We start from the raw sequence: 18,736 nt of genomic DNA on the forward strand, positions 1-18,736 counted from the left end.
CGCCGCGCGGGCGCCGCCCGATTCGATCGATGTGATGCATCTTAAGCGATCGGACGCGCCTCGCCCATTCAGCCTGACGGCATAGGACAAATGACCGCCCAGGCCCGCTCCGAGCACTTCCGTGTCGAAATCCTGGCCGGATGGCCAATGCCGGGCACGAGCCGCGCCGCGGCGTCGCGCAGGGGCGCCGATCCCGTATAATCGACCGTTCAGGAAACAATCTATTGCGACGGCCGGTAAGTCTTCCGCAGCCGTCGGCTCAAGTCAGGACCGTCCCCAAAGCACGCTATGAAAGCCGCCGAAATCCGCGAGAAATTCCTCAAGTTCTTCGAATCGAAGGGCCATACGATCGTCCGCTCGTCGAGCCTCGTGCCGGGCAACGACCCGACGCTGCTCTTCACCAATTCGGGCATGGTGCAGTTCAAAGATGTGTTTCTCGGCGCCGAATCGCGTCCGTACTCGCGGGCCACGACGGCGCAGCGCAGCGTGCGCGCGGGCGGCAAGCACAACGACCTCGAAAACGTCGGCTACACCGCGCGTCACCACACGTTCTTCGAAATGCTGGGCAACTTCTCGTTCGGCGACTATTTCAAGCGCGACGCGATCCACTACGCGTGGGAGCTGCTGACGGGCGTCTACAAGCTGCCGAAGGAAAAGCTCTGGGTCACCGTCTACAAGGAAGACGACGAAGCCTACGACATGTGGGCGAAGGAAGTGGGCGTGCCGGCCGAGCGCATCATCCGCATCGGCGACAACAAGGGCGCGCGCTACGCATCGGACAACTTCTGGCAGATGGCCGACACCGGCCCGTGCGGCCCGTGCTCCGAAATTTTCTACGACCACGGCCCGGACGTGTGGGGCGGCCCGCCGGGATCGCCGGAAGAAGACGGCGACCGCTACATCGAAATCTGGAACCTCGTGTTCATGCAGTTCAACCGCGACGCGCAGGGCAACATGACGCCGCTGCCCAAGCAATGCGTTGACACGGGCATGGGTCTGGAGCGCATCGCGGCCGTGCTGCAGCACGTGCACAGCAACTATGAGATCGACCTGTTCCAGGCGCTGATCAAGGCCGCCGCACGCGAAACGGGCATCGCGGATCTGTCGAACAACTCGCTGAAGGTGATCGCCGATCACATCCGCGCGTGCTCGTTCCTGATCGTCGACGGCGTGATTCCGGGCAACGAAGGCCGCGGCTACGTGCTGCGCCGTATCGTGCGACGCGCGATCCGCCACGGCTACAAGCTGGGCCGCAAGGGCTCGTTCTTCCACAAGCTGGTTGCGGACCTCGTCGAGCAGATGGGCGGCGCGTATCCGGAACTGAAGGACGCCGAGCAACGCGTGACGGACGTGCTGCGCCAGGAAGAAGAGCGCTTCTTCGAGACCATCGAGCACGGCATGTCGATTCTCGAAAGCGCGCTGGCCGATCTCGACGCGAAGGGTGGCAAGACGCTCGACGGCGAAGTCGCGTTCAAGCTGCACGACACCTACGGCTTCCCGCTCGACTTGACGGCGGACGTGTGCCGCGAGCGCGGCGTGAACGTCGACGAACCGGCTTTCGACGAGGCGATGGCGCGTCAGCGCGAGCAGGCGCGCGCGGCCGGCAAGTTCAAGATGGCGCAGGGCCTCGAATACACGGGCGCGAAGACCACGTTCCACGGCTACGAAGAGATCGTCTTCGACGACGCGAAGGTGACGGCGCTGTACGTCGACGGCTCGTCCGTCAACGAGGTGGCGAAGGGCCAGCAGGCTGTCGTCGTGCTCGACCACACGCCGTTCTACGCGGAATCGGGTGGTCAGGTCGGCGACCAGGGCGTGCTCGCGAACGCGAACATCCGCTTTGCCGTCGCCGATACGCTGAAGGTGCAGGCGGACGTCGTCGGCCACCACGGCACGCTGGAACAGGGCGCGCTGAAGGTCGGCGACGTCGTGAAGGCGGAAATCGACGCAGTGCGCCGCGCGCGCACGGCCCGCAATCACTCGGCCACGCACCTGATGCATAAGGCGCTGCGTGAAGTGCTCGGCGGCCATGTGCAGCAGAAGGGCTCGCTCGTCGACGCGGACAAGACCCGCTTCGACTTCGCGCACAACGCGCCGATGACGGACGACGAAATTCGCCGCGTCGAAGAAATCGTCAACGCCGAAGTGCTCGCGAACGCGCCAGGCATCGTGCGCGTGATGCCGTACGACGAAGCAGTGAAGGGCGGCGCGATGGCGCTCTTCGGCGAGAAGTACGGCGACGAAGTGCGCGTGCTCGATCTGGGCTTCTCGCGCGAACTGTGCGGCGGCACGCACGTGCATCGCACGGGCGATATCGGCTTCTTCAAGATCGTGATGGAAGGCGGCGTCGCGGCGGGCATCCGTCGCGTCGAGGCAATCACGGGCGATAACGCCGTGCGTTTCGTGCAGGAACTCGACGCGCGTATCAACGCCGCAGCCGCTGCACTGAAGGCGCAGCCGGCGGAACTGACGCAGCGCATCGCGCAGGTTCAGGACCAGGTGAAGTCGCTGGAAAAAGAACTGGGCGCGCTGAAGTCGAAGCTCGCATCGAGCCAGGGCGACGAACTGGCGGGTCAGGCTATCGACGTGTCGGGCGTGCAAGTGCTCGCGGCGACGCTGGAAGGCGCAGACGTCAAGACGCTGCGCGAAACCGTCGACAAGCTGAAGGACAAGCTCAAGAGCGCGGCCATCGTGCTCGCGTCCGTCGAAGGCGGCAAGGTCAGCCTGATCGCGGGTGTCACCGCCGATGCCAGCAAGAAGGTGAAGGCGGGCGAACTGGTGAACTTCGTCGCGCAGCAGGTCGGCGGCAAGGGCGGCGGTCGTCCGGACATGGCGCAGGCTGGCGGCACCGAGCCGGCCAATCTGCCCGCCGCGCTGGCTGGCGTCAAGGGTTGGGTCGAGGCGCAACTGTAAGCGCGTCGTACCGCATTCGCATCAAGCGATAAAAAGCCGCGAGTCGATGAGACTCGCGGCTTTTTGCTTTCAGAAGATCAGTCAGGTGTCCTGGCCCGGTATCAGACAGTCATTGCCATCGTCGCCTTCACGGCGTCATCGGCGTTGCTGCTCTCGACAAGCATCCCGCGCAACGCATTCAATGCCGACGAAAAATGCCCGCGTCGCCAGATCAGCAGCGTATCGATGCTGCCGAGTCCTTCGGGCGCATGCACGGCGATATCGTTCGATTCGGGCAGCAGCGCGAGCACCGTGCGCGGCGCGACAGCCACGCCCGCGCCCGCTGCAACGCACGCGACGATCGCGTGATAGGACCCGAGTTCCAGCACGCGCGCTGGCCGGACGCCATGCTGCATGTACCAGTTCTCGACATAGACCCGATACGCGCAACCCTGTTCGAACGCGACCAGCGTCGACAGCGCGATATCGCGGGGATCGCGAATGGGGCGATGTCCGCGCGGACTCAGCATGACGAGTTCCTCGCGATACACGGGCACGATCTCGAACAGATCGCCGAGTGCTGCGGGATCGAGCGGCCTCGAGACGATGGCCGCATCCACCTCGAATTCGCGCACGCGCTCGATCAGCTTGCTCGTCGTGCCCGTCTCCAGTTCGAGCGCGACGTCCGGCCATGTCTGGTGGTATTGCGCGAGCAGACCGGGCAGCCGCGTCGCGGCGACGCTCTCCATCGTGCCGAGCCGCAGACGTCCGCTCGGACGCGCATCCTTGACGGCATGCCGCGCCTCGTCGGCAAGCGCGAGCAGCCGTTCGGCATAGGGCAAAAGCGTTTCGCCAGCCGGCGTCAGCACGAGACGGCGTCCGTCGCGGGTAAAAAGCTCGGTGCCCAACTGCTCTTCGAGCTGCTTGATGCGCGTCGTCACGTTCGATTGCACACGGTTGAGCTTCGCGGCGGCACGCGTCACGCCGTTTTCGCGCACGACGGCGCGAAAAATGGTCAGGGTTGCAAGGTCCATCGATCTCTCCGCGAGATTCAATCGATCCATATTATTCATTTTATGAGATTGAATGGTCAAGCTACGATGGCATGTTGAAACGCCGGATTCACGCTACCGCCGGTCTAACGGGCGGACCACCAACACGCTGTCGACGATGACCGATTTCGCCACCCATACCTTTGAGCCTCATGCGCCGCCGCACTCAGCCCGCCGCGCAGCGCTCGCCTGCATGGCGGCGCTGGCCGTCGCGCTCGGCGTCGGGCGTTTTGCGTTCACGCCGCTTCTGCCGCTGATGCTTCATGGTGGCGCGCTCGATATCAGACATGGCGGCTGGCTCGCGTCGCTGAACTACGCGGGCTATTTTCTCGGCGCGATCGTTTGTGCGGCATTGCGTGTCGATGCGGCGCGCATGGTGAAGACGGGTCTTGCGCTGACGGTGGTGCTGGTGCTGGCAATGGGCGTCACGGACCAGTTCTGGATCTGGGCGGCCGTGCGTTTCGTCGCGGGCGCCGTCAGCGCGTGGACCTTCGTGTTCGCGTCGCAGTGGGGCTTGCGGCGGCTCGCCGAACTCGGCGCAAACGCGTGGGGCGGCGTGATCTACACGGGGCCGGGCGTCGGCATTGCCGCGACGGGGCTGCTCGTCAGCGCGGCGGGCGCGCATGGCGCATATGGCGCATCGGTGGACTGGATAGGTTTCGGGCTCGTGTCAGCGGTGCTGACGGCGCTCGTGTGGCGGACGTTTGCGTCGACGTCGAGCACGCAGGTCGCATCGCACAACACGCGCAATACGGCGCCAAGAATGCGCGCACAACCGCACCCCGCACAACGGCACCCCGCACAACCGCACCCCGCACAACTGCATCGCGCCGACGCTTTCTGGCTGATCGTCCTCTACGGCGTGCCCGGCTTCGGCTACATCATCACGGCGACGTTTCTTCCCGTGATCGCCCGCGCGGCGCTGCCGGCAGGCTCGCCGTGGCCGGATCTGTTCTGGCCGATGTTCGGCGGTGCGCTGGTCGTCGGCGCGCTCGTGGGCGCGCGGCTTCCCGGGCACTGGGACAATCGCACGCTTTTGGCCGGCTGCTACGTGTTGCAGGCGGTCGGCATCGTCTCGGGCATCGCGTCGCCGACGGCGGGAGGCTTCGCGCTCGGCAGCGCGCTGATCGGCTTGCCGTTCACCGCGATCACGCTGTTCGCGATGCGTGAAGCGCGCCGTCTGCACGGCGACGAGGCGGCGGGTCTGATGGGTTACGCGACGGCGGCTTATGGCCTTGGACAGATCGCCGGCCCGCTCGTCGCCGCGCCGATCGCCGCGCACACCGGTTCGTTCACGCCCGCGTTGTTGCTGGCGGCAGGCGCTCTGCTGGCGGGTGCGGTGGGCCTCGTCGTGGTCGCACTCGTTCGCCGGCCGCTGCGCGACTGAGCAAAAGAGGCGCGACGGGGCACACAAAGGAGAGGCAAAGAAGCGGCAAAGGAGGGACAAAGGAGAGGCGAAGGAGACACAAAAGAGAGACGAACGAGAGACAAAGGAGAGGCACGCAAGCACACAGGAAAGCGGCGACGGCATCCGACAAAACAAATTCAGCACCCGACGCACTAAAATGGCCGCTTTCCCGTCATCTCCGCGCGCCTGTCGCCGGGCGCGCCGCCTGCCATGCAACATTTCGCGTCGGACAACTACGCCGGCATCTGCCCCGAGGCGCTCGAAGCGCTGATCGCCGCCAACAACAGCGGCCACGAGCCGGCCTATGGCGACGACTCATGGACGCAGCAGGTCTGCGACCGCCTGCGCAACCTGTTCCAGACCGACTGCGAGGTGTTCTTCGTCTTCAACGGCACGGCGGCGAACTCGCTGGCGCTCGCGTCGCTGTGCCAGTCGTATCACTCGGTGATCTGCCACGAACTCGCGCACATCGAAACCGACGAATGCGGCGGCCCCGAGTTCTTCTCGAACGGCTCGAAGCTGCTGACGGCGCCGGGCATCGGCGGCAAGCTGACGCCGGACGCGATCGAAGCCGTCGTCACGCGCCGCGCCGACATTCACTATCCGAAGCCCAAGGTCGTCACGCTCACGCAATCGACGGAAGTGGGCACCGTCTACAGCGTCGGGGAAATCCGCGCGATCGCGGCGATTGCGAAACGCCGTCATCTGAAGGTTCACATGGACGGCGCGCGCTTCGCGAACGCGGTCGCCGCGCTCGACGTGCATCCGTCCGAGATCACGTGGCGCGCGGGCGTCGACGTGCTGTGCTTCGGCGGCACGAAGAACGGCTTGCCTGTCGGCGAGGCGGTCGTGTTCTTCGACCGCGCGCTCGCCGACGATTTCGCGTATCGCCTGAAGCAGGCGGGCCAGCTCGCGTCGAAGATGCGCTTCATTTCCGCGCCGTGGCTCGGCTTGCTGGACAACGACGTCTGGCTGCGCAACGCGCGTCATGCGAACGCGATGGCGAAGCTGATGGAATCGCGGCTCGCGGAGATTCCGGGCGTGAGCATCATGTTCCCAACCGAATCGAACGCGGTGTTCGCGCAGTTGCCGCCGCACGTCGCGAAGGCGATGCGCACGAGCGGCTGGAAGTTCTATGAGTTCATCGGCGCGGGCGGCTGCCGGCTGATGTGCGCCTGGGACACGCAGCCCGAGACCGTCGAGCGCTTCGCCGCCGACGTCCGCGCGCTGTGTGCCGCGTGAGCGGGCGCGTCCGCGTTCGCGGCATGGGCGTGAACGCCGACCGATGCAAGCCTGAGCCCAGGCCCAGGCACGAGCACGAGCACGAGCACGAGCACGAGCACGAGCACGCACCGCGTGCGACGAAACCGCTACAACAGCTAGAACCGCAAGTCGAACCAGGCAGACGGGACAAACGGGCGATCGCGGCAACAGGCGGGCACACTTCGCCGCACTGGTCGTAGTCACACGCAGCGGCTTCTCTGGAACGCAGCGCCGCTTCATCTTCGATAACAAAGGAGACACATCGACATGGCCTACATCTACTATCTGACGCACATTCATCTCGGCTACGACGCGCTCTCGCAGTTGCCAGCGGAGTGCGAGCGCTCGGGCATCAAACGGCCGCTCGTGGTGACGGACAAGGGCGTGATGGCGGCGGGCGTCGCGCAGCAGGCGATCGACGCGCTGAAGCTCTCCCACGTGCCCGTTTTCGACGACACGCCGTCGAACCCGACGGAAGCGATGGTGATGGCGGCCGCGCAGCGTTATCGCGAAGAGGGCTGCGACGGCTTGATCGCAATCGGCGGCGGTTCGTCGATCGATCTCGCGAAAGGCGTCGCGATCATGGCGACGCATCCGGGCACGATGACGGAATACGCGACCATCGAAGGCGGCAGCAACCGGATCACCGACAACGCCGCGCCGCTTATCGCCGTGCCGACCACGGCGGGCACGGGCAGCGAAGTGGCGCGCGGCGCGATCGTGATCCTGAATGACGGCCGCAAGCTTGGGTTTCACTCATGGCATCTGCTGCCGAAGGCGGCCATCTGCGATCCCGGCCTGACGCTCGGCCTGCCCTCGACGCTGACAGCCGCGACGGGAATGGACGCGATCGCGCATTGCATCGAGACGTTTCTCGCGCCGTCGTTCAATCCGCCCGCCGACGGCATCGCGCTCGACGGGCTAGAGCGCGCGTGGGCGAACATCGAACTCGCGACGCACGACGGCCAGAACCGCGACGCGCGCCTGCACATGATGAGCGCGTCGATGCAGGGTGCGATGGCCTTCCAGAAGGGACTCGGCTGCGTCCACTCGCTGTCGCATCCGCTTGGCGGCGTGCCCGTGAACGGGCGCACGTCGCTGCATCACGGCACGCTGAACGCCGTCGTGCTGCCCGCCGTGCTGCGCTTCAACGAAAGCGCGGAAACGGTCGTCGCGAATCGACGCTATGCGCGGATGCGGCGCGTGATGAACCTGCCGGACAATGCCGATCTCGCGCAGGCGCTGCACGACATGACGGCGCGCCTCGGCCTGCCGACGGGTCTCAGGCAAATGGGCGTCGACGAAAGCGTGTTCGACAAGGTGATCAAGGGCGCGCTCGCCGATCATTGCCACAAGACGAATCCGCGCGAAGCGACAGCCGACGACTATCGCCGGATGCTGACCGAGTCGATGTAAGCGCGCCACCCGTGCCACCCGTGCCACTCTTTACGCCCGAAGCACACGACATGAACAAACCGGCTCCGGCGGCGCGCGCCGCCTATCCGCACTTCCTCGCCATCGGCACGCGCTGGATGGACAACGATGTCTACGGTCACGTGAACAACGTCGTCTACTACAGCTACTTCGATACCGTCGTGAACGAATATCTGATCCGCGCGGGCGCGCTCGATATCGAGTACGGCACGACGATCGGGCTCGTCGTCGAGACGCAGTGCAACTACTTCGCGCCGCTCGTGTTTCCGGACCGCATCGACGCGGGCCTGCGCGTCGTGCGCCTCGGCACATCGAGCGTGCGCTACGAAGTGGGTCTCTTCAGGGAAGGCGACGACGCGCCCGCCGCGCAAGGGCATTTCGTGCATGTCTACGTGGATCGCGAAACGCGTCGTCCCGTCGCGCTGCCCGACAGGCTGCGCGCCGCGCTCGAACCGCTCGTCGTGCGTGACGTGCCCGAACCGTCCGACGTGCCCGTCGCACGCGACGCGCAGGCGGACTGACGCGTGCAGTCGCTCGTCATCGATGCGCTGAACGGCGTCAGCTACGGGCTGCTGCTGTTCATGCTGTCGGCGGGGCTGACGCTGATCTTCAGCATGCTCGGCGTGCTGAACTTCGCGCACGCGAGCTTCTACATGCTGGGCGCGTATGTCGGCTTTTCCGTTGCGGCGCGCGCGGGCTTCTGGTGGGCGCTCGTCGTGGCGCCGCTCGTCGTCGGGCTGATGGGCGCGGCGCTCGAGCGCTGGCTGCTGCGGCGCGTGCGGCCGCACGGACATCTCGCGGAACTGCTGCTGACCTTCGGCGCGGCGTATCTGATCGGCGAAGGCGTGAAGCTCGTGTGGGGCTTGCAGGCGTTGAGCGCGGTCGTGCCCCAGGCGCTCGACGGCCCTTTGTTCGACGTGTACGGCATCGCGTTCTCGCGTTACCGCGCGTTCATGATGGCCGTGGCCGTCGCGATGCTCGTCGCGTTGCATGCGGTGCTGCGCGTGTCGAAAGCGGGGCTCGTCGTGCGCGCGGCGCTCACGCATCCCGATGCCGTCGAAGCGCTCGGCCACGACGTGCCCCGCGTGTTCACCTGCGTATTCGCGGCGGGCACGGCGCTCGCGGCGCTGGCGGGCGTGATCGGCGCGCCGCTCTTCGTGCTCGAACCGGCGATGGCGGAATCGGTCGGCTCGATCGTGTTCGTCGTCGTCGTGATCGGCGGACTGGGCTCGCTCGGTGGCGCGCTCGTCGCGTCGCTCGTGATCGGCTGCGTGCAGACCCTGGCCGTCGCGAGCAACCTCTCGCTCGGCGGTTTGCTCGGCGCGCTGTTTGGCGTACTTCCCGGCCTTCTGGACGACGGCCGCGAGCGCATACTGCCCGCCGCGTGGAGCGCGCTGACGCTCGCGCAACTCGCGCCGCTCGTGCCGTATCTGCTGCTCGTCGCGATGCTCGCCGTGCGTTCGCGCGGACTCTTTGGACACCGCGAAGACGATGCATAACGTCCACGATGCGCCGCGTTCTTCATCGCGCGTGCAGCGTTCGCGCGTCATCGCGCCGTGGGCCGCGCTCGCGTTGCTGCTCGTCGTGCCGCCTTGCGTGTCGACGCAGAGCTGGCTCGTCGCCTGGCTCGCGCAGACCGCGTCGATGATCGTGTTCGCGCTGTCGTACAACCTGCTGCTCGGCGGCGCGGGGCTGCTGTCGTTTGGGCATGCGGCATCGTCGGGCATCGGCGCGCTGATCGCGGCGCATCTGTTCAATCGGCTCGGCGTGCCCTTGCCGTTGCTGCCGCTGCTGGGCGGTCTCGGCGGCGCGCTGTTCGGCGCGTTGTACGGACTCGTCGCGACGCGCCGCGCGGGCACCACGTTCGCGATGATCACGCTCGGCATCGGCGAACTCGTCGCGGCCGCCGCGTGGACTTTGCCGGACTGGTTTGGCGGCGAAGCGGGCGTCGCGATCGATCGCACGGCAGGCGTCGCCGTGCCGGGCTTCACGTTCGGACCCGCGCGCGAAGCGTATGCGCTGATCGCGCTATGGTGCGCGCTGTCCGTGCTCGCGATGGTCGCGCTGTCGCGCACCCCGTTCATGCGGCTCGCGCATGCCGTGCGCGACAACCCGGTGCGCGCGGCGGCCATCGGCTGCTTTCCGAGGCGCGTGCGTTACGAGGTCGTCGTGTGGTCGTCGTTTTTTGCGGGCATCGCGGGCACGCTGGGGTTGATCAATGTCGAGCTGGTGTCGACGGAAAGCGTCGGCATGTTGCGCTCGGGTTCGGTGCTGATCGCAACGGTGATCGGCGGCAGCGGCGTTTTTTTCGGGCCCGTCGCGGGTGCCGTCGTGCTGACGTTTTTCAGCGTCGTCGTCGCGAGCGCGACGCGCGCATGGCTCCTGTATCTCGGGCTGTTCTTCATCGTCGTCGTGATGGCTTCGCCCGATGGCATCGCGGGATGGATGCAGCGCCAGGCGGCCCGTTTCGCACGCGACGGCTGGCGCGCGTCACTGCCGTCTTTCGTCCTGCGAATGGCGAGCGCATGCGCGTGGTCGCTCGCGCTCGTGCTGTGCGTGCAACGGGCGTACGCGCGACGCTTCGGTACGGAAGAACAGGCGGCGCTCTTCTCGACGATCGGCTTCATGTGGCTGGCAATCGGCGTGCTGTGCCTCACTGCGATCGGCTGGCTCGCGATGAACATCGCGCAGCGATTCGAAAGAAGGCTGCCTGCCGATGCGCGCGCAGGAGTCCGCGCATGATGCCCGCGATCGCGGTGCGCGGCATCGAAAAGCGCTTCGGCGCGACGCGCATTCTGCGCGGCGTCGATCTGTCGATCGAACCGCACGAACGTCATGCGCTGATCGGGCCGAACGGCGCGGGCAAGTCGACGCTCTTCAATCTGATCGCGGGCGCGAAGCGGCCCAGCGCGGGACGCATCGAACTATACGGCGCGGACATCACGCGCCTTGCGCCCGCAGCGATCTGCCGACGCGGCCTCGCGCGCAGTTTTCAGACGACGAGTTTCTTCGCGAAGCTCAGCGTGTTCGATAACTTGCGCTGCGCCGCGCAGATCGCGAATCGCGACCGCGCGAGTTGGTGGCAGCGCTTCACCGTCACGCGAGCCGCCGATGCGCACGCCGAAGAAGTGCTCGATGCCGTCGGGCTCGGCGCGCGGCGCGACGTGATCGCGGGCTCGCTGAGCTACGCGGAACAGCGCGCGCTCGATCTCGGGCTCGCGCTTGCGAGCGGCGCGCACACGTTGCTGCTCGACGAGCCGACCGCGGGCATGAACCGCGCGGAGGCGGCGCGCGCGGTCGAGCTGATCCGCGTGGCGACGGCGGGCCGCACGCTGCTGATGGTCGAGCACGACATGGATGTCGTGTTCGGGCTCGCGGATCGCGTCAGCGTGCTCGTGCAAGGGCAGGTGATCGCAACGGGCACGCCGGATGCGATCCGCGCCGATCCCGCCGTGCAGGCCGCGTATCTCGGCCACGTGCTGCCAGGAGACGCGCGATGACCACGTTGCTGACGATGCGCGACCTGTGCGCGTGGTATGGCGCAAGCCAGGTGCTGCACGGCGTGAACCTGCATATCGAAGCGGGCGAGGCCGTCGCGCTCGCGGGCCGCAACGGCTCGGGCCGCTCGACGCTCGCGAAGGCGATTATGGGTTTCGTGCGCACGCAGGGCGCGATCGAGTTCGCGGGCCGATCGCTCGCGGGACGGCGCGCGTTCGAAATCGCGCGGCTCGGCATCGGCTACGTGCCTGAGCAGCGCGACGTGTTTCCGACGCTCTCTGTGCGCGAGAATCTGCAACTCGGACTGAAGCCACGCGGCAAGCAACGCAGTGAGCAGCGCGCGGCACGCTTCACGCTCGACGATGCCTTTGCGTTGTTTCCCGCGTTGCGCGAACGTGCGCGGGCGAAGGCGGGCGCCCTGTCGGGCGGCGAGCAGCAGATGCTGACGGTTGCGCGCGCATTGCTTGGCGATCCCGATCTTGCCGTGATCGACGAGCCGACGGAAGGGCTTGCGGGCCAGGTCGTCGACCAGCTTGCGGCCGCGTTGAAGCTGTTGCGCGAGCGCGGCGTCGCGATGCTGCTGATCGAGCAGCGTCTCGTGATCGCGGACCGGCTCGCTAGCCGCGTCGCTGTGATGGGGCATGGCGAAATCGTGTTCGACGGTCCGCTCGATCTGTTTCGCCGGCGTCCGGATGTGATGCACGAATGGCTGGGCGTGGGGTGATGTCTGCAACACTGGTTGTTTTTTGCCTTTGTCGCTGGCATCCGCGATGCGCCTCGCGGCGCGGGGGTTGCCCCTGTGCGGGGCGGCACTCACTTTTTTTGCCGCCGCAAAGAAAAGTAGGCAAAAGAAAGCGGGCTCACACCGCCAGTGCTTGACCTTTACCCACGGGCTCTCAACGTCCCCATCCTTCAGCCGGCAGCGTATTGGCCTATGTTCGTTGCCAGTGCACTACCTGAACGCCTCACCTGCATCTGCACCCGAATTTCGGCCCGCGACATCGAATATCCCCGGCCTCTTTGCGGCAAACTGTGTGTAGGCATTCGCGCCGTACAGGACACCCTCGCCACGCGATGCGGCGACAAGTGCGAGCGGTGCCCCGTACCATACAGCAACCTCATTCACTACCGACATGCGGCGTCAAAACGCTCGATGCTCTTAGCCATGCCACGGGTGCATGAAGCGGGGGTCAGGCGATTAGCCGGAGCGTTGGCGACGAACATCAGCGAGTACGCTACCGTGTGAAGCACGGGGACGTTGAGGGCCCGTGGGCAGAGGTCAAGCACTGGCGGTGTGAGCCCGCTTTCTTTGCTTACTTTCTTTGCGGCGGCAAAGAAAGTGAGTGCCGCCCCGCACAGGGGCAACCCCCGCGCCGGTAGGCACATCGCGGATGCCAGCGAAAAAAGCAAAAAACAACCAGCGTCGCAGACAAAAAATCATCTGGAATCCCTCTCCACGATCCACTCATGCTTCGGATCGTTCTTGAAGTGCCACGTCCGCGTCGGTCCCGCCATCACATTCAGATAGTACGAGTCGTACCCATATGGCACGACGACAGGATGATAGCCGCGCGGCACCATCACGACATCGTGATCCTCGACTGCGAGCGATTCGTCGATATCGCGCTCATCCGTATAGACGCGCTGAAACGCAAACCCTTGCGGCGGATTGAGCCGGTGATAGTACGTCTCTTCGAGCGAGCTTTCCGTCGGGATGTTGTCGGTGTCGTGCTTGTGCGGCGGATAGCTCGACGAGTGGCCGCCGGGCGTGCGCACTTCGACGACAAGCAGCGACTCCGCAGGCTCCGTCTGCGGAAAAATGTCGCACACGTAGCGCGTATTCGCGCCCTTGCCGCGCACCGAGCGCTTCATCTGCGAAGGCTCGATCAGGCGCGCAGCGTAGTCGCCCTTCGCGGGCGCGCTGGCGACGCCCACTTCGGCATGCCGGTTCGCGCGGATCGTCGCGCGCGTGTTGGGCGGCAGATAGACCGCGACGGGCGCGCTGTCTTCGAACACGCTGTCACGCGAGCCGAGCCCCGTCCATGTCTGCGCATCCGTTTCGACATCGACGGCGCCCGCCATCACGACGATGCACACTTCGCGCGACGCTTCGAGAACGTGCACGACTTCGTTCGACTCCATCCGGTATGCGGCGAAGCCCACATATTTCCAGCCCGCCGTATCGGGCGTGACGCGCGCGATCGTCTGGCCTTCGCGCTGTGCTTTCACGAGCAAACTCATGCTGCCTCCTGTGCGACATCGAGGGGCGCATCGACGAGCGTGCGCAGCGTGCGATACCCCTTCTGTGCATAAGCATACGACGGCGCGACGGCGGGGTCCTGCTCCGCTTCGACGACGAGCCAGCCGCGATAGCCGTGCCGCTTGAGCGTATCGATGATCGCGGGGAAATCGACGGCGCCATCGCCCGGCACGGTGAACGCACCCGCGATCACGGCATCGAGAAAGCTCCAGTTGCGGTTGCGCGCGAGCTTCATCACGGCCGGGCGGACGTCCTTGCAATGCACGTGGCAAACGCGGCCGATATGTCTGTTCAGCACCGTCGGCGCATCGCCGCCCGCAAACGTGATATGGCCCGCGTCGAACAGCAGGCCGACATCATCGCTCGTCAGCGCCATCAGGCGGTCGACGTCGGCGGGCGTTTCGACATACGCGCCCATGTGATGGTGATACGCGACGCGCACGCCCTTGCTCAACGTATAGCGCGCGAATTCGTCGAGCCGCTTCGCGTACGTGTTCCATTGCTCGTCCGTGAAGAAGCGCGGCCGCTGATAGAGCGGCAAGGGCGAGCCCTGTATCGTGTTGTGCACCTCGCCGTAGACCATCACGGTCGCGCCGTTTTTCGACAGCAGTTGCAGATGCGAATCGACGGCCTTGCATTCGTCTTCGATGCTGCGGCCGAAGTCCGCGAGCCGGCCCGAATACCAGCCGGAGACGAGCGAAAGATCGTACTGCTCGAACAGCGCCTTCAGCGCCTCGGGCTCGCGCGGAAACTTGTTGCCGAGCTCGAACCCCTGGTAGCCGATTTCGCGTCCTTCGGTGAGCGCGACTTCGAGCGGCGTCTCGCCGCCGAGCGACGGCAGATCGTCGTTCATCCACGACAGCGGATTGATGCCGATGCGTACTTCGAACTGACTCATGTGCGCTTCCTCACTGGTTGTCCTTGCCGCGTGCGTTCGTGTGCGCGTCGTAGTCGGCGCGCGCGTCGCGCACGCCTTCGCGCGGCGACACTTCCGGCACGGCGACTTCCCACCACCAGCCGCCTTCGTCGGTGGTGCGCGCGGGGTCGGTATCGATACAGATCAGGTACGTGCGGTCCGCGGCCCGCGCGCGCTGCATCGCGGCTTCGAGTTCCCGCACGTCGGCGACATGCTCGGCCTGCGCGCCCATCGCGCGCGCATGCGCGGCGAAATCGATGTTCGGCGCACCGGGCGCGCCTTGCACGCAGTCGTCGAACATATTGTTGAACGGCGCGCCGCCGCACGCCTGTTGCAGCCGGTTGATACAGCCATAGCCGCGATTGTCGAGCACGACGACGATCAGCTTCGCGCCGAGCATCACCGAGGTCGCGATCTCGCTGTTCATCATCAGATAGCTGCCGTCGCCGACCATCACGATCACTTCGCGCTCGGGCCGCGCGAGCTTCGCGCCGAGACCGCCCGCGATCTCATAGCCCATGCACGAGTAGCCATACTCGACGTGATACGCGCCCGGCCGGCCCGCGCGCCACAGCTTGTGCAGTTCTGCGGGCAGCGTGCCTGCCGCGCAGACGACGATGTCGTCCGTCGTCGAGCGCGCGCTCGAACGCTGCACGGCGCCGATCACGTCGGCATCGTAGGGGAGCGTATTACCGGTTTGCGGCGCGTGCGTGAGCCTGTGCACGATGTCTCGCCATTCGTTCGCGTGCTGCCGCGCGCGCGCGGTCCACGATGCATCCGCTTGCCAGCCTTCGAGTTGCGACGTGAGCGCTTCGAGCGCGAGGCGCGCATCCGCTTGCACGATGCAGCCGCGATGCTTGAGGCCATCGAATGCGTTTGCGTTGATGCCGATCACCTGCGCCTGCGTGAAGAGCGTGTTCGAGCCCGTCGTGAAGTCCTGCAAGCGCGTGCCGACGGCGAGCACGCAATCCGCTTCGTGCGCAAGCTCGTTCGCACCCGGCGAACCCGTCACGCCGAGCGCGCCGAGATTGAGCGGATCGTCCCACGCGAGCGCGCTCTTGCCCGCCTGCGTCTCGGCGACGGGAATGCCGTGCTTTTTCGCAAACGCGCGCAATGCCTCCGTCGCGCGGCCATACATCACGCCGCCGCCCGCGACGATCAGCGGACGCTTCGCGTTGCGCAGCACCAGCAGCGCATCGTCGATTTCACTCGCGACCGGCGAGGGCGCATGCAGCTTCACGACACGCGGCTCGAAAAACACAGCGGGATAGTTGTAGGCGGTTGCCTGTACGTCTTGCGGCATCGCGAGCGTCACGGGACCGCATAGCGCGGCGTCCGTCAGCACGCGAATCGCGCGTGGCAACGCATTGAGCAGTTGCGCCGGATGCACGATGCGATCGAAGTAGCGCGACACGGGCTTGAACGCATCGTTCGCCGAGATCCCGCCGTCGTGAAAGTCTTCGACCTGCTGCAACACCGGATCGGGCGCGCGCGACACGAAGATATCGCCGGGCAGCAGCAGCACGGGCAAGCGGTTCACGTGCGCAAGCGCGGCCGCCGTGATGAGGTTCGTCGCGCCGGGACCGATCGATGTCGTGACGGCCATCATCCGTCGGCGGAAATGCGCCTTCGCGAACGCAATCGCGCTGTGGGCCATCGCCTGCTCGTTGTGCGCGCGATACGTCGGCAGTGCGTGACGATGCTGATAAAGCGCTTCGCCGAGCCCCGCGACGTTGCCGTGCCCGAAGATCGCAAACACGCCGCCGAAGAGCGGCTCGGTGCCCTGGCCGTCTTCCGTCTCGACGAGTTGCGCAGCGAGATAGCGGACGACGGCCTGCGCCGCCGTCAGACGAATCGTGCCGTCCGCCGACACTTGCGCGGCCGCGTCGGACGAGGCCGCCACATCGTGATGCAACACGCGCTGATTCATGCCACCTGCTCCTGATGAACGTTACGCGGCGAACCCGCATTCGACGTGCCACCCGCGCCAGCCGTTGCACGCGAGTCGCGCCACGACTGGATCAGCGTTTCGAACGTGCGGCGCACACGCGCGATCAATTCGTCGTCACCGATCTCGCCCGCGAGCCACGCCTGACTCGGCTCGTGGAAGATCGTGCGGCCGACCGTGAAGCCCTTGCACGTCGTCGAGTGCGCAGCCGAGCGGAAGCCTTCGATCATCTGCTCGACAGGCGCCGACAGACCAAGCAGCACGACGCCACGGCAGTACGGATCGCGCTCGTGGATGAGGGCATCGACGGCTTGCCATTGCGATGCTTCCATCGGTTCGAGCTTCCACCACTCCGGATAGATGCCGATGTTGTAGAGGCGCTTCAACGCGCGAAACACGATGTCGGGTCCCGCAGTCAGATGAGGCAGATGCTTCGGCGGAATCACTTCGAGCAGCAGTTCGTGGCCGGATTCCTGCACGGCGTCATAGAGCGAACGAAGCTGCGCTTCCTGTTCGATGCGTTGCTCGATCGGCTCGTCGGGATGGAATTGAACGAGGCACTTCACCACGTGCTCGCGCGGCCAGCTAGTGAGCGTCGTGCCGACGGAGCGCCCGTGATCGAACACGAGCGGCACCGAGCCCGGCAGCTCGACGGGCCGGCCGATCCACCAGCCGCGTCCCGTCGCGTCGTTCAGCGCATCCTGGCCGTAGCGGTCGTCGATCAGCACGCCGATGCGGCCCTGCAAGCCGAGCGCCTGCTCCGTCTGCTCGACGGCTTCGACGAACAGGCGCTTCAGCTTCGAAATGCGCGCCGGGTCCGCGCCTGTTTGCTGCGCGAGTTCGAAGAACTGGTTGCGATGATCGAACGCGAAGCCGAGCACTTCATCCCACGTCTTGCGCGCGGGCGTTACGCGATGCAGACGCGCGAGCGTTGCGTCGCGATCGGGGCGGCGCATGCGCGCGGGGTCCGCTTTCGCTTCGCGCAGGAAGCAGTCGAGTTCGGCGGGCGTCGGCATTGCGGGCGCGCAGCCGTGACGCGACACGACGAGCGCGCCGCTCGCATTCGCGGCGCGCGCGCACGCTTCGAGCGGCTCGTCGCGCAGCCAGCCCGACAGGAAGCCGGACGCGAACGCATCGCCTGCGCCGAGCACGTTCAGCACGTCGACTTCGACGCCGCCGTGAATCGGCGCGTCGTCGATCGAAGCCGGCACGTTGCCGTCGATGATCTGGCAGCCGAGCGGCCCGCGCTTCACGACGAGCGTTGCGGGCGTCACGCTGCGCACTTGCGCGAGCGATTCGATCAGCGAGTCCTTGCCGCCCGCGATGCGAAACTCTTCTTCCGTGCCGATCACGAGATCGAAGAGGGGCAGGATGCTCTGAATGTGCGCGCTCACGCTGTCGTTCGCGATGAAGCGCGTCTCGCCGTCGGCCTTGCCCGTCAGGCCCCACAGCACAGGCCGATAGTCGATGTCGAGCACGGTGCGCACGTCGTTGCGGCGCGCGTACTCCAATGCGCGGCGGCTCGTGCGGTTCACCTGTTCCGTCGAGAAGTGCGTGCCCGTAATGAGCAGCGCTTTCGACGACGCGATGTACGCCTCGTCGAAATCGGCTTCGTCGACGGCCATGTCCGCGCAGTTCTCGCGATAGAAGATCAGCGGAAAGGTGTCGCGGTCTTTCAGGCCGAGCAGCACGAGCGCGGTGAGCCGCTCGTGATCGACGCGCACGTGGCTGACGTCGCAGCCTTCCTTCGTCAGCGTTTCGGTGAGAAAGCGGCCCATGTGGTCGTTGCCGACGCGCGCGAGCATCGACGCGTTCAAGCCGAGCCGCGCGCAGCCGAACGCGATGTTCGCCGACGAGCCGCCCAGATATTTCGCGAAGCTCGCGACGTCTTCGAGCCGCGCGCCGACCTGTTGCGCGTACAGATCGACGGCGAGCCGGCCGAGGCAGACGATGTCGCGGCTGCGGCCCGTCGCGAAGCGGCTCGCGCTATTGGCGTTGGGTGTGCTGGTGTGAGCCATAGGTATGTCCTGAGTGTGGTGCGCGCAGCGAGAAGGGCGTAGCGATG

General features: G+C 66.1%; 14 protein-coding genes. 9 read left to right on the forward strand and 5 right to left on the reverse strand.

Annotation, left to right across the window (positions count from 1 at the left end; translation table 11 throughout):
* Window positions 1–288: 288 nt before the first annotated feature.
* Window positions 289–2,913, forward strand: coding sequence for an alanine--tRNA ligase (gene alaS, locus VSR68_RS02940; RefSeq protein ID WP_342938339.1), 2,625 nt, complete (start codon window positions 289–291; stop codon window positions 2,911–2,913).
* A 101-nt stretch (window positions 2,914–3,014) separates the two neighbouring features.
* Here alaS and VSR68_RS02945 read toward each other — a convergent pair whose 3' ends face one another.
* Window positions 3,015–3,926, reverse strand: a complete 912-nt coding sequence (locus VSR68_RS02945) for a LysR family transcriptional regulator (protein WP_342938340.1) — start codon at window positions 3,924–3,926, stop codon at window positions 3,015–3,017.
* Window positions 3,927–4,062: 136 nt separating this feature from the next.
* Here VSR68_RS02945 and VSR68_RS02950 point away from each other — a divergent pair, with 136 nt between their 5' ends.
* From VSR68_RS02950 to VSR68_RS02985, 8 genes are all read left to right on the forward strand, one after another.
* Complete coding sequence (locus tag VSR68_RS02950) at window positions 4,063–5,331, forward strand: YbfB/YjiJ family MFS transporter (protein WP_342938437.1); 1,269 nt, start codon at window positions 4,063–4,065, stop codon at window positions 5,329–5,331.
* Window positions 5,332–5,562: 231 nt separating this feature from the next.
* Window positions 5,563–6,594 (forward strand): low specificity L-threonine aldolase, encoded by a 1,032-nt coding sequence (locus VSR68_RS02955; protein WP_342938341.1) that lies wholly within the window; start codon window positions 5,563–5,565, stop codon window positions 6,592–6,594.
* Window positions 6,595–6,882: 288 nt separating this feature from the next.
* The gene (locus VSR68_RS02960; protein WP_342938342.1) at window positions 6,883–8,031 is read left to right on the forward strand and encodes an iron-containing alcohol dehydrogenase; all 1,149 of its coding nucleotides are present in this window, start codon (window positions 6,883–6,885) and stop codon (window positions 8,029–8,031) included.
* Between the two features lie 50 nt (window positions 8,032–8,081).
* Complete coding sequence (locus tag VSR68_RS02965; protein ID WP_342938343.1) at window positions 8,082–8,570, forward strand: thioesterase family protein; 489 nt, start codon at window positions 8,082–8,084, stop codon at window positions 8,568–8,570.
* Between the two features lie 3 nt (window positions 8,571–8,573).
* Window positions 8,574–9,548, forward strand: coding sequence for a branched-chain amino acid ABC transporter permease (locus VSR68_RS02970; RefSeq protein ID WP_342938344.1), 975 nt, complete (start codon window positions 8,574–8,576; stop codon window positions 9,546–9,548).
* Complete coding sequence (locus VSR68_RS02975; RefSeq protein WP_342938345.1) at window positions 9,541–10,791, forward strand: branched-chain amino acid ABC transporter permease; 1,251 nt, start codon at window positions 9,541–9,543, stop codon at window positions 10,789–10,791. The genes VSR68_RS02970 and VSR68_RS02975 overlap by 8 nt, the downstream gene beginning before the upstream one ends.
* Window positions 10,788–11,549, forward strand: coding sequence for an ABC transporter ATP-binding protein (locus VSR68_RS02980; protein WP_342938346.1), 762 nt, complete (start codon window positions 10,788–10,790; stop codon window positions 11,547–11,549). The genes VSR68_RS02975 and VSR68_RS02980 overlap by 4 nt, the downstream gene beginning before the upstream one ends.
* Window positions 11,546–12,271, forward strand: coding sequence for an ABC transporter ATP-binding protein (locus VSR68_RS02985; RefSeq protein WP_342938347.1), 726 nt, complete (start codon window positions 11,546–11,548; stop codon window positions 12,269–12,271). Before VSR68_RS02980 ends, VSR68_RS02985 begins: the two co-directional genes overlap by 4 nt.
* Window positions 12,272–12,984: 713 nt before the next feature.
* Here VSR68_RS02985 and iolB read toward each other — a convergent pair.
* The 4 genes from iolB to VSR68_RS03005 are packed head-to-tail and all read right to left on the reverse strand — an operon-like array spanning window position 12,985 to window position 18,689.
* Window positions 12,985–13,788, reverse strand: coding sequence for a 5-deoxy-glucuronate isomerase (gene iolB / locus VSR68_RS02990; protein WP_342938348.1), 804 nt, complete (start codon window positions 13,786–13,788; stop codon window positions 12,985–12,987).
* Window positions 13,785–14,705 carry a myo-inosose-2 dehydratase gene (gene iolE / locus VSR68_RS02995; protein ID WP_342938349.1) on the reverse strand — a complete coding sequence of 307 codons (921 nt, stop codon included), beginning with the start codon at window positions 14,703–14,705 and terminating at the stop codon, window positions 13,785–13,787. The genes iolB and iolE overlap by 4 nt, the downstream gene beginning before the upstream one ends.
* 10 nt (window positions 14,706–14,715) lie before the next feature.
* Window positions 14,716–16,653 (reverse strand): 3D-(3,5/4)-trihydroxycyclohexane-1,2-dione acylhydrolase (decyclizing), encoded by a 1,938-nt coding sequence (gene iolD, locus VSR68_RS03000; RefSeq protein ID WP_342938350.1) that lies wholly within the window; start codon window positions 16,651–16,653, stop codon window positions 14,716–14,718.
* Entirely contained in the window at window positions 16,650–18,689 is a 2,040-nt protein-coding gene (locus VSR68_RS03005) for a bifunctional 5-dehydro-2-deoxygluconokinase/5-dehydro-2-deoxyphosphogluconate aldolase (protein WP_342938351.1), read from the reverse strand. Before VSR68_RS03005 ends, iolD begins: the two co-directional genes overlap by 4 nt.
* Between the last annotated feature and the right edge of the window lie 47 nt (window positions 18,690–18,736).

The sequence above is a fragment of the Paraburkholderia phymatum genome (genome assembly GCF_038900715.1).
GTDB classification, from domain to species: domain Bacteria; phylum Pseudomonadota; class Gammaproteobacteria; order Burkholderiales; family Burkholderiaceae; genus Paraburkholderia; species Paraburkholderia phymatum_A.

Coding starts and splice junctions, on each gene's coding strand:
- alaS (WP_342938339.1), top strand. CDS start 289: ATGAAAGCCGCCGAAATCCGCGAGAAATTCCTCAAGTTCTTCGAATCG.
- VSR68_RS02945 (WP_342938340.1), bottom strand. CDS start 3,926: ATGGACCTTGCAACCCTGACCATTTTTCGCGCCGTCGTGCGCGAAAAC.
- VSR68_RS02950 (WP_342938437.1), top strand. CDS start 4,063: ATGACCGATTTCGCCACCCATACCTTTGAGCCTCATGCGCCGCCGCAC.
- VSR68_RS02955 (WP_342938341.1), top strand. CDS start 5,563: ATGCAACATTTCGCGTCGGACAACTACGCCGGCATCTGCCCCGAGGCG.
- VSR68_RS02960 (WP_342938342.1), top strand. CDS start 6,883: ATGGCCTACATCTACTATCTGACGCACATTCATCTCGGCTACGACGCG.
- VSR68_RS02965 (WP_342938343.1), top strand. CDS start 8,082: ATGAACAAACCGGCTCCGGCGGCGCGCGCCGCCTATCCGCACTTCCTC.
- VSR68_RS02975 (WP_342938345.1), top strand. CDS start 9,541: ATGCATAACGTCCACGATGCGCCGCGTTCTTCATCGCGCGTGCAGCGT.
- VSR68_RS02980 (WP_342938346.1), top strand. CDS start 10,788: ATGATGCCCGCGATCGCGGTGCGCGGCATCGAAAAGCGCTTCGGCGCG.
- VSR68_RS02985 (WP_342938347.1), top strand. CDS start 11,546: ATGACCACGTTGCTGACGATGCGCGACCTGTGCGCGTGGTATGGCGCA.
- iolB (WP_342938348.1), bottom strand. CDS start 13,788: ATGAGTTTGCTCGTGAAAGCACAGCGCGAAGGCCAGACGATCGCGCGC.
- iolE (WP_342938349.1), bottom strand. CDS start 14,705: ATGAGTCAGTTCGAAGTACGCATCGGCATCAATCCGCTGTCGTGGATG.
- iolD (WP_342938350.1), bottom strand. CDS start 16,653: ATGAATCAGCGCGTGTTGCATCACGATGTGGCGGCCTCGTCCGACGCG.
- VSR68_RS03005 (WP_342938351.1), bottom strand. CDS start 18,689: ATGGCTCACACCAGCACACCCAACGCCAATAGCGCGAGCCGCTTCGCG.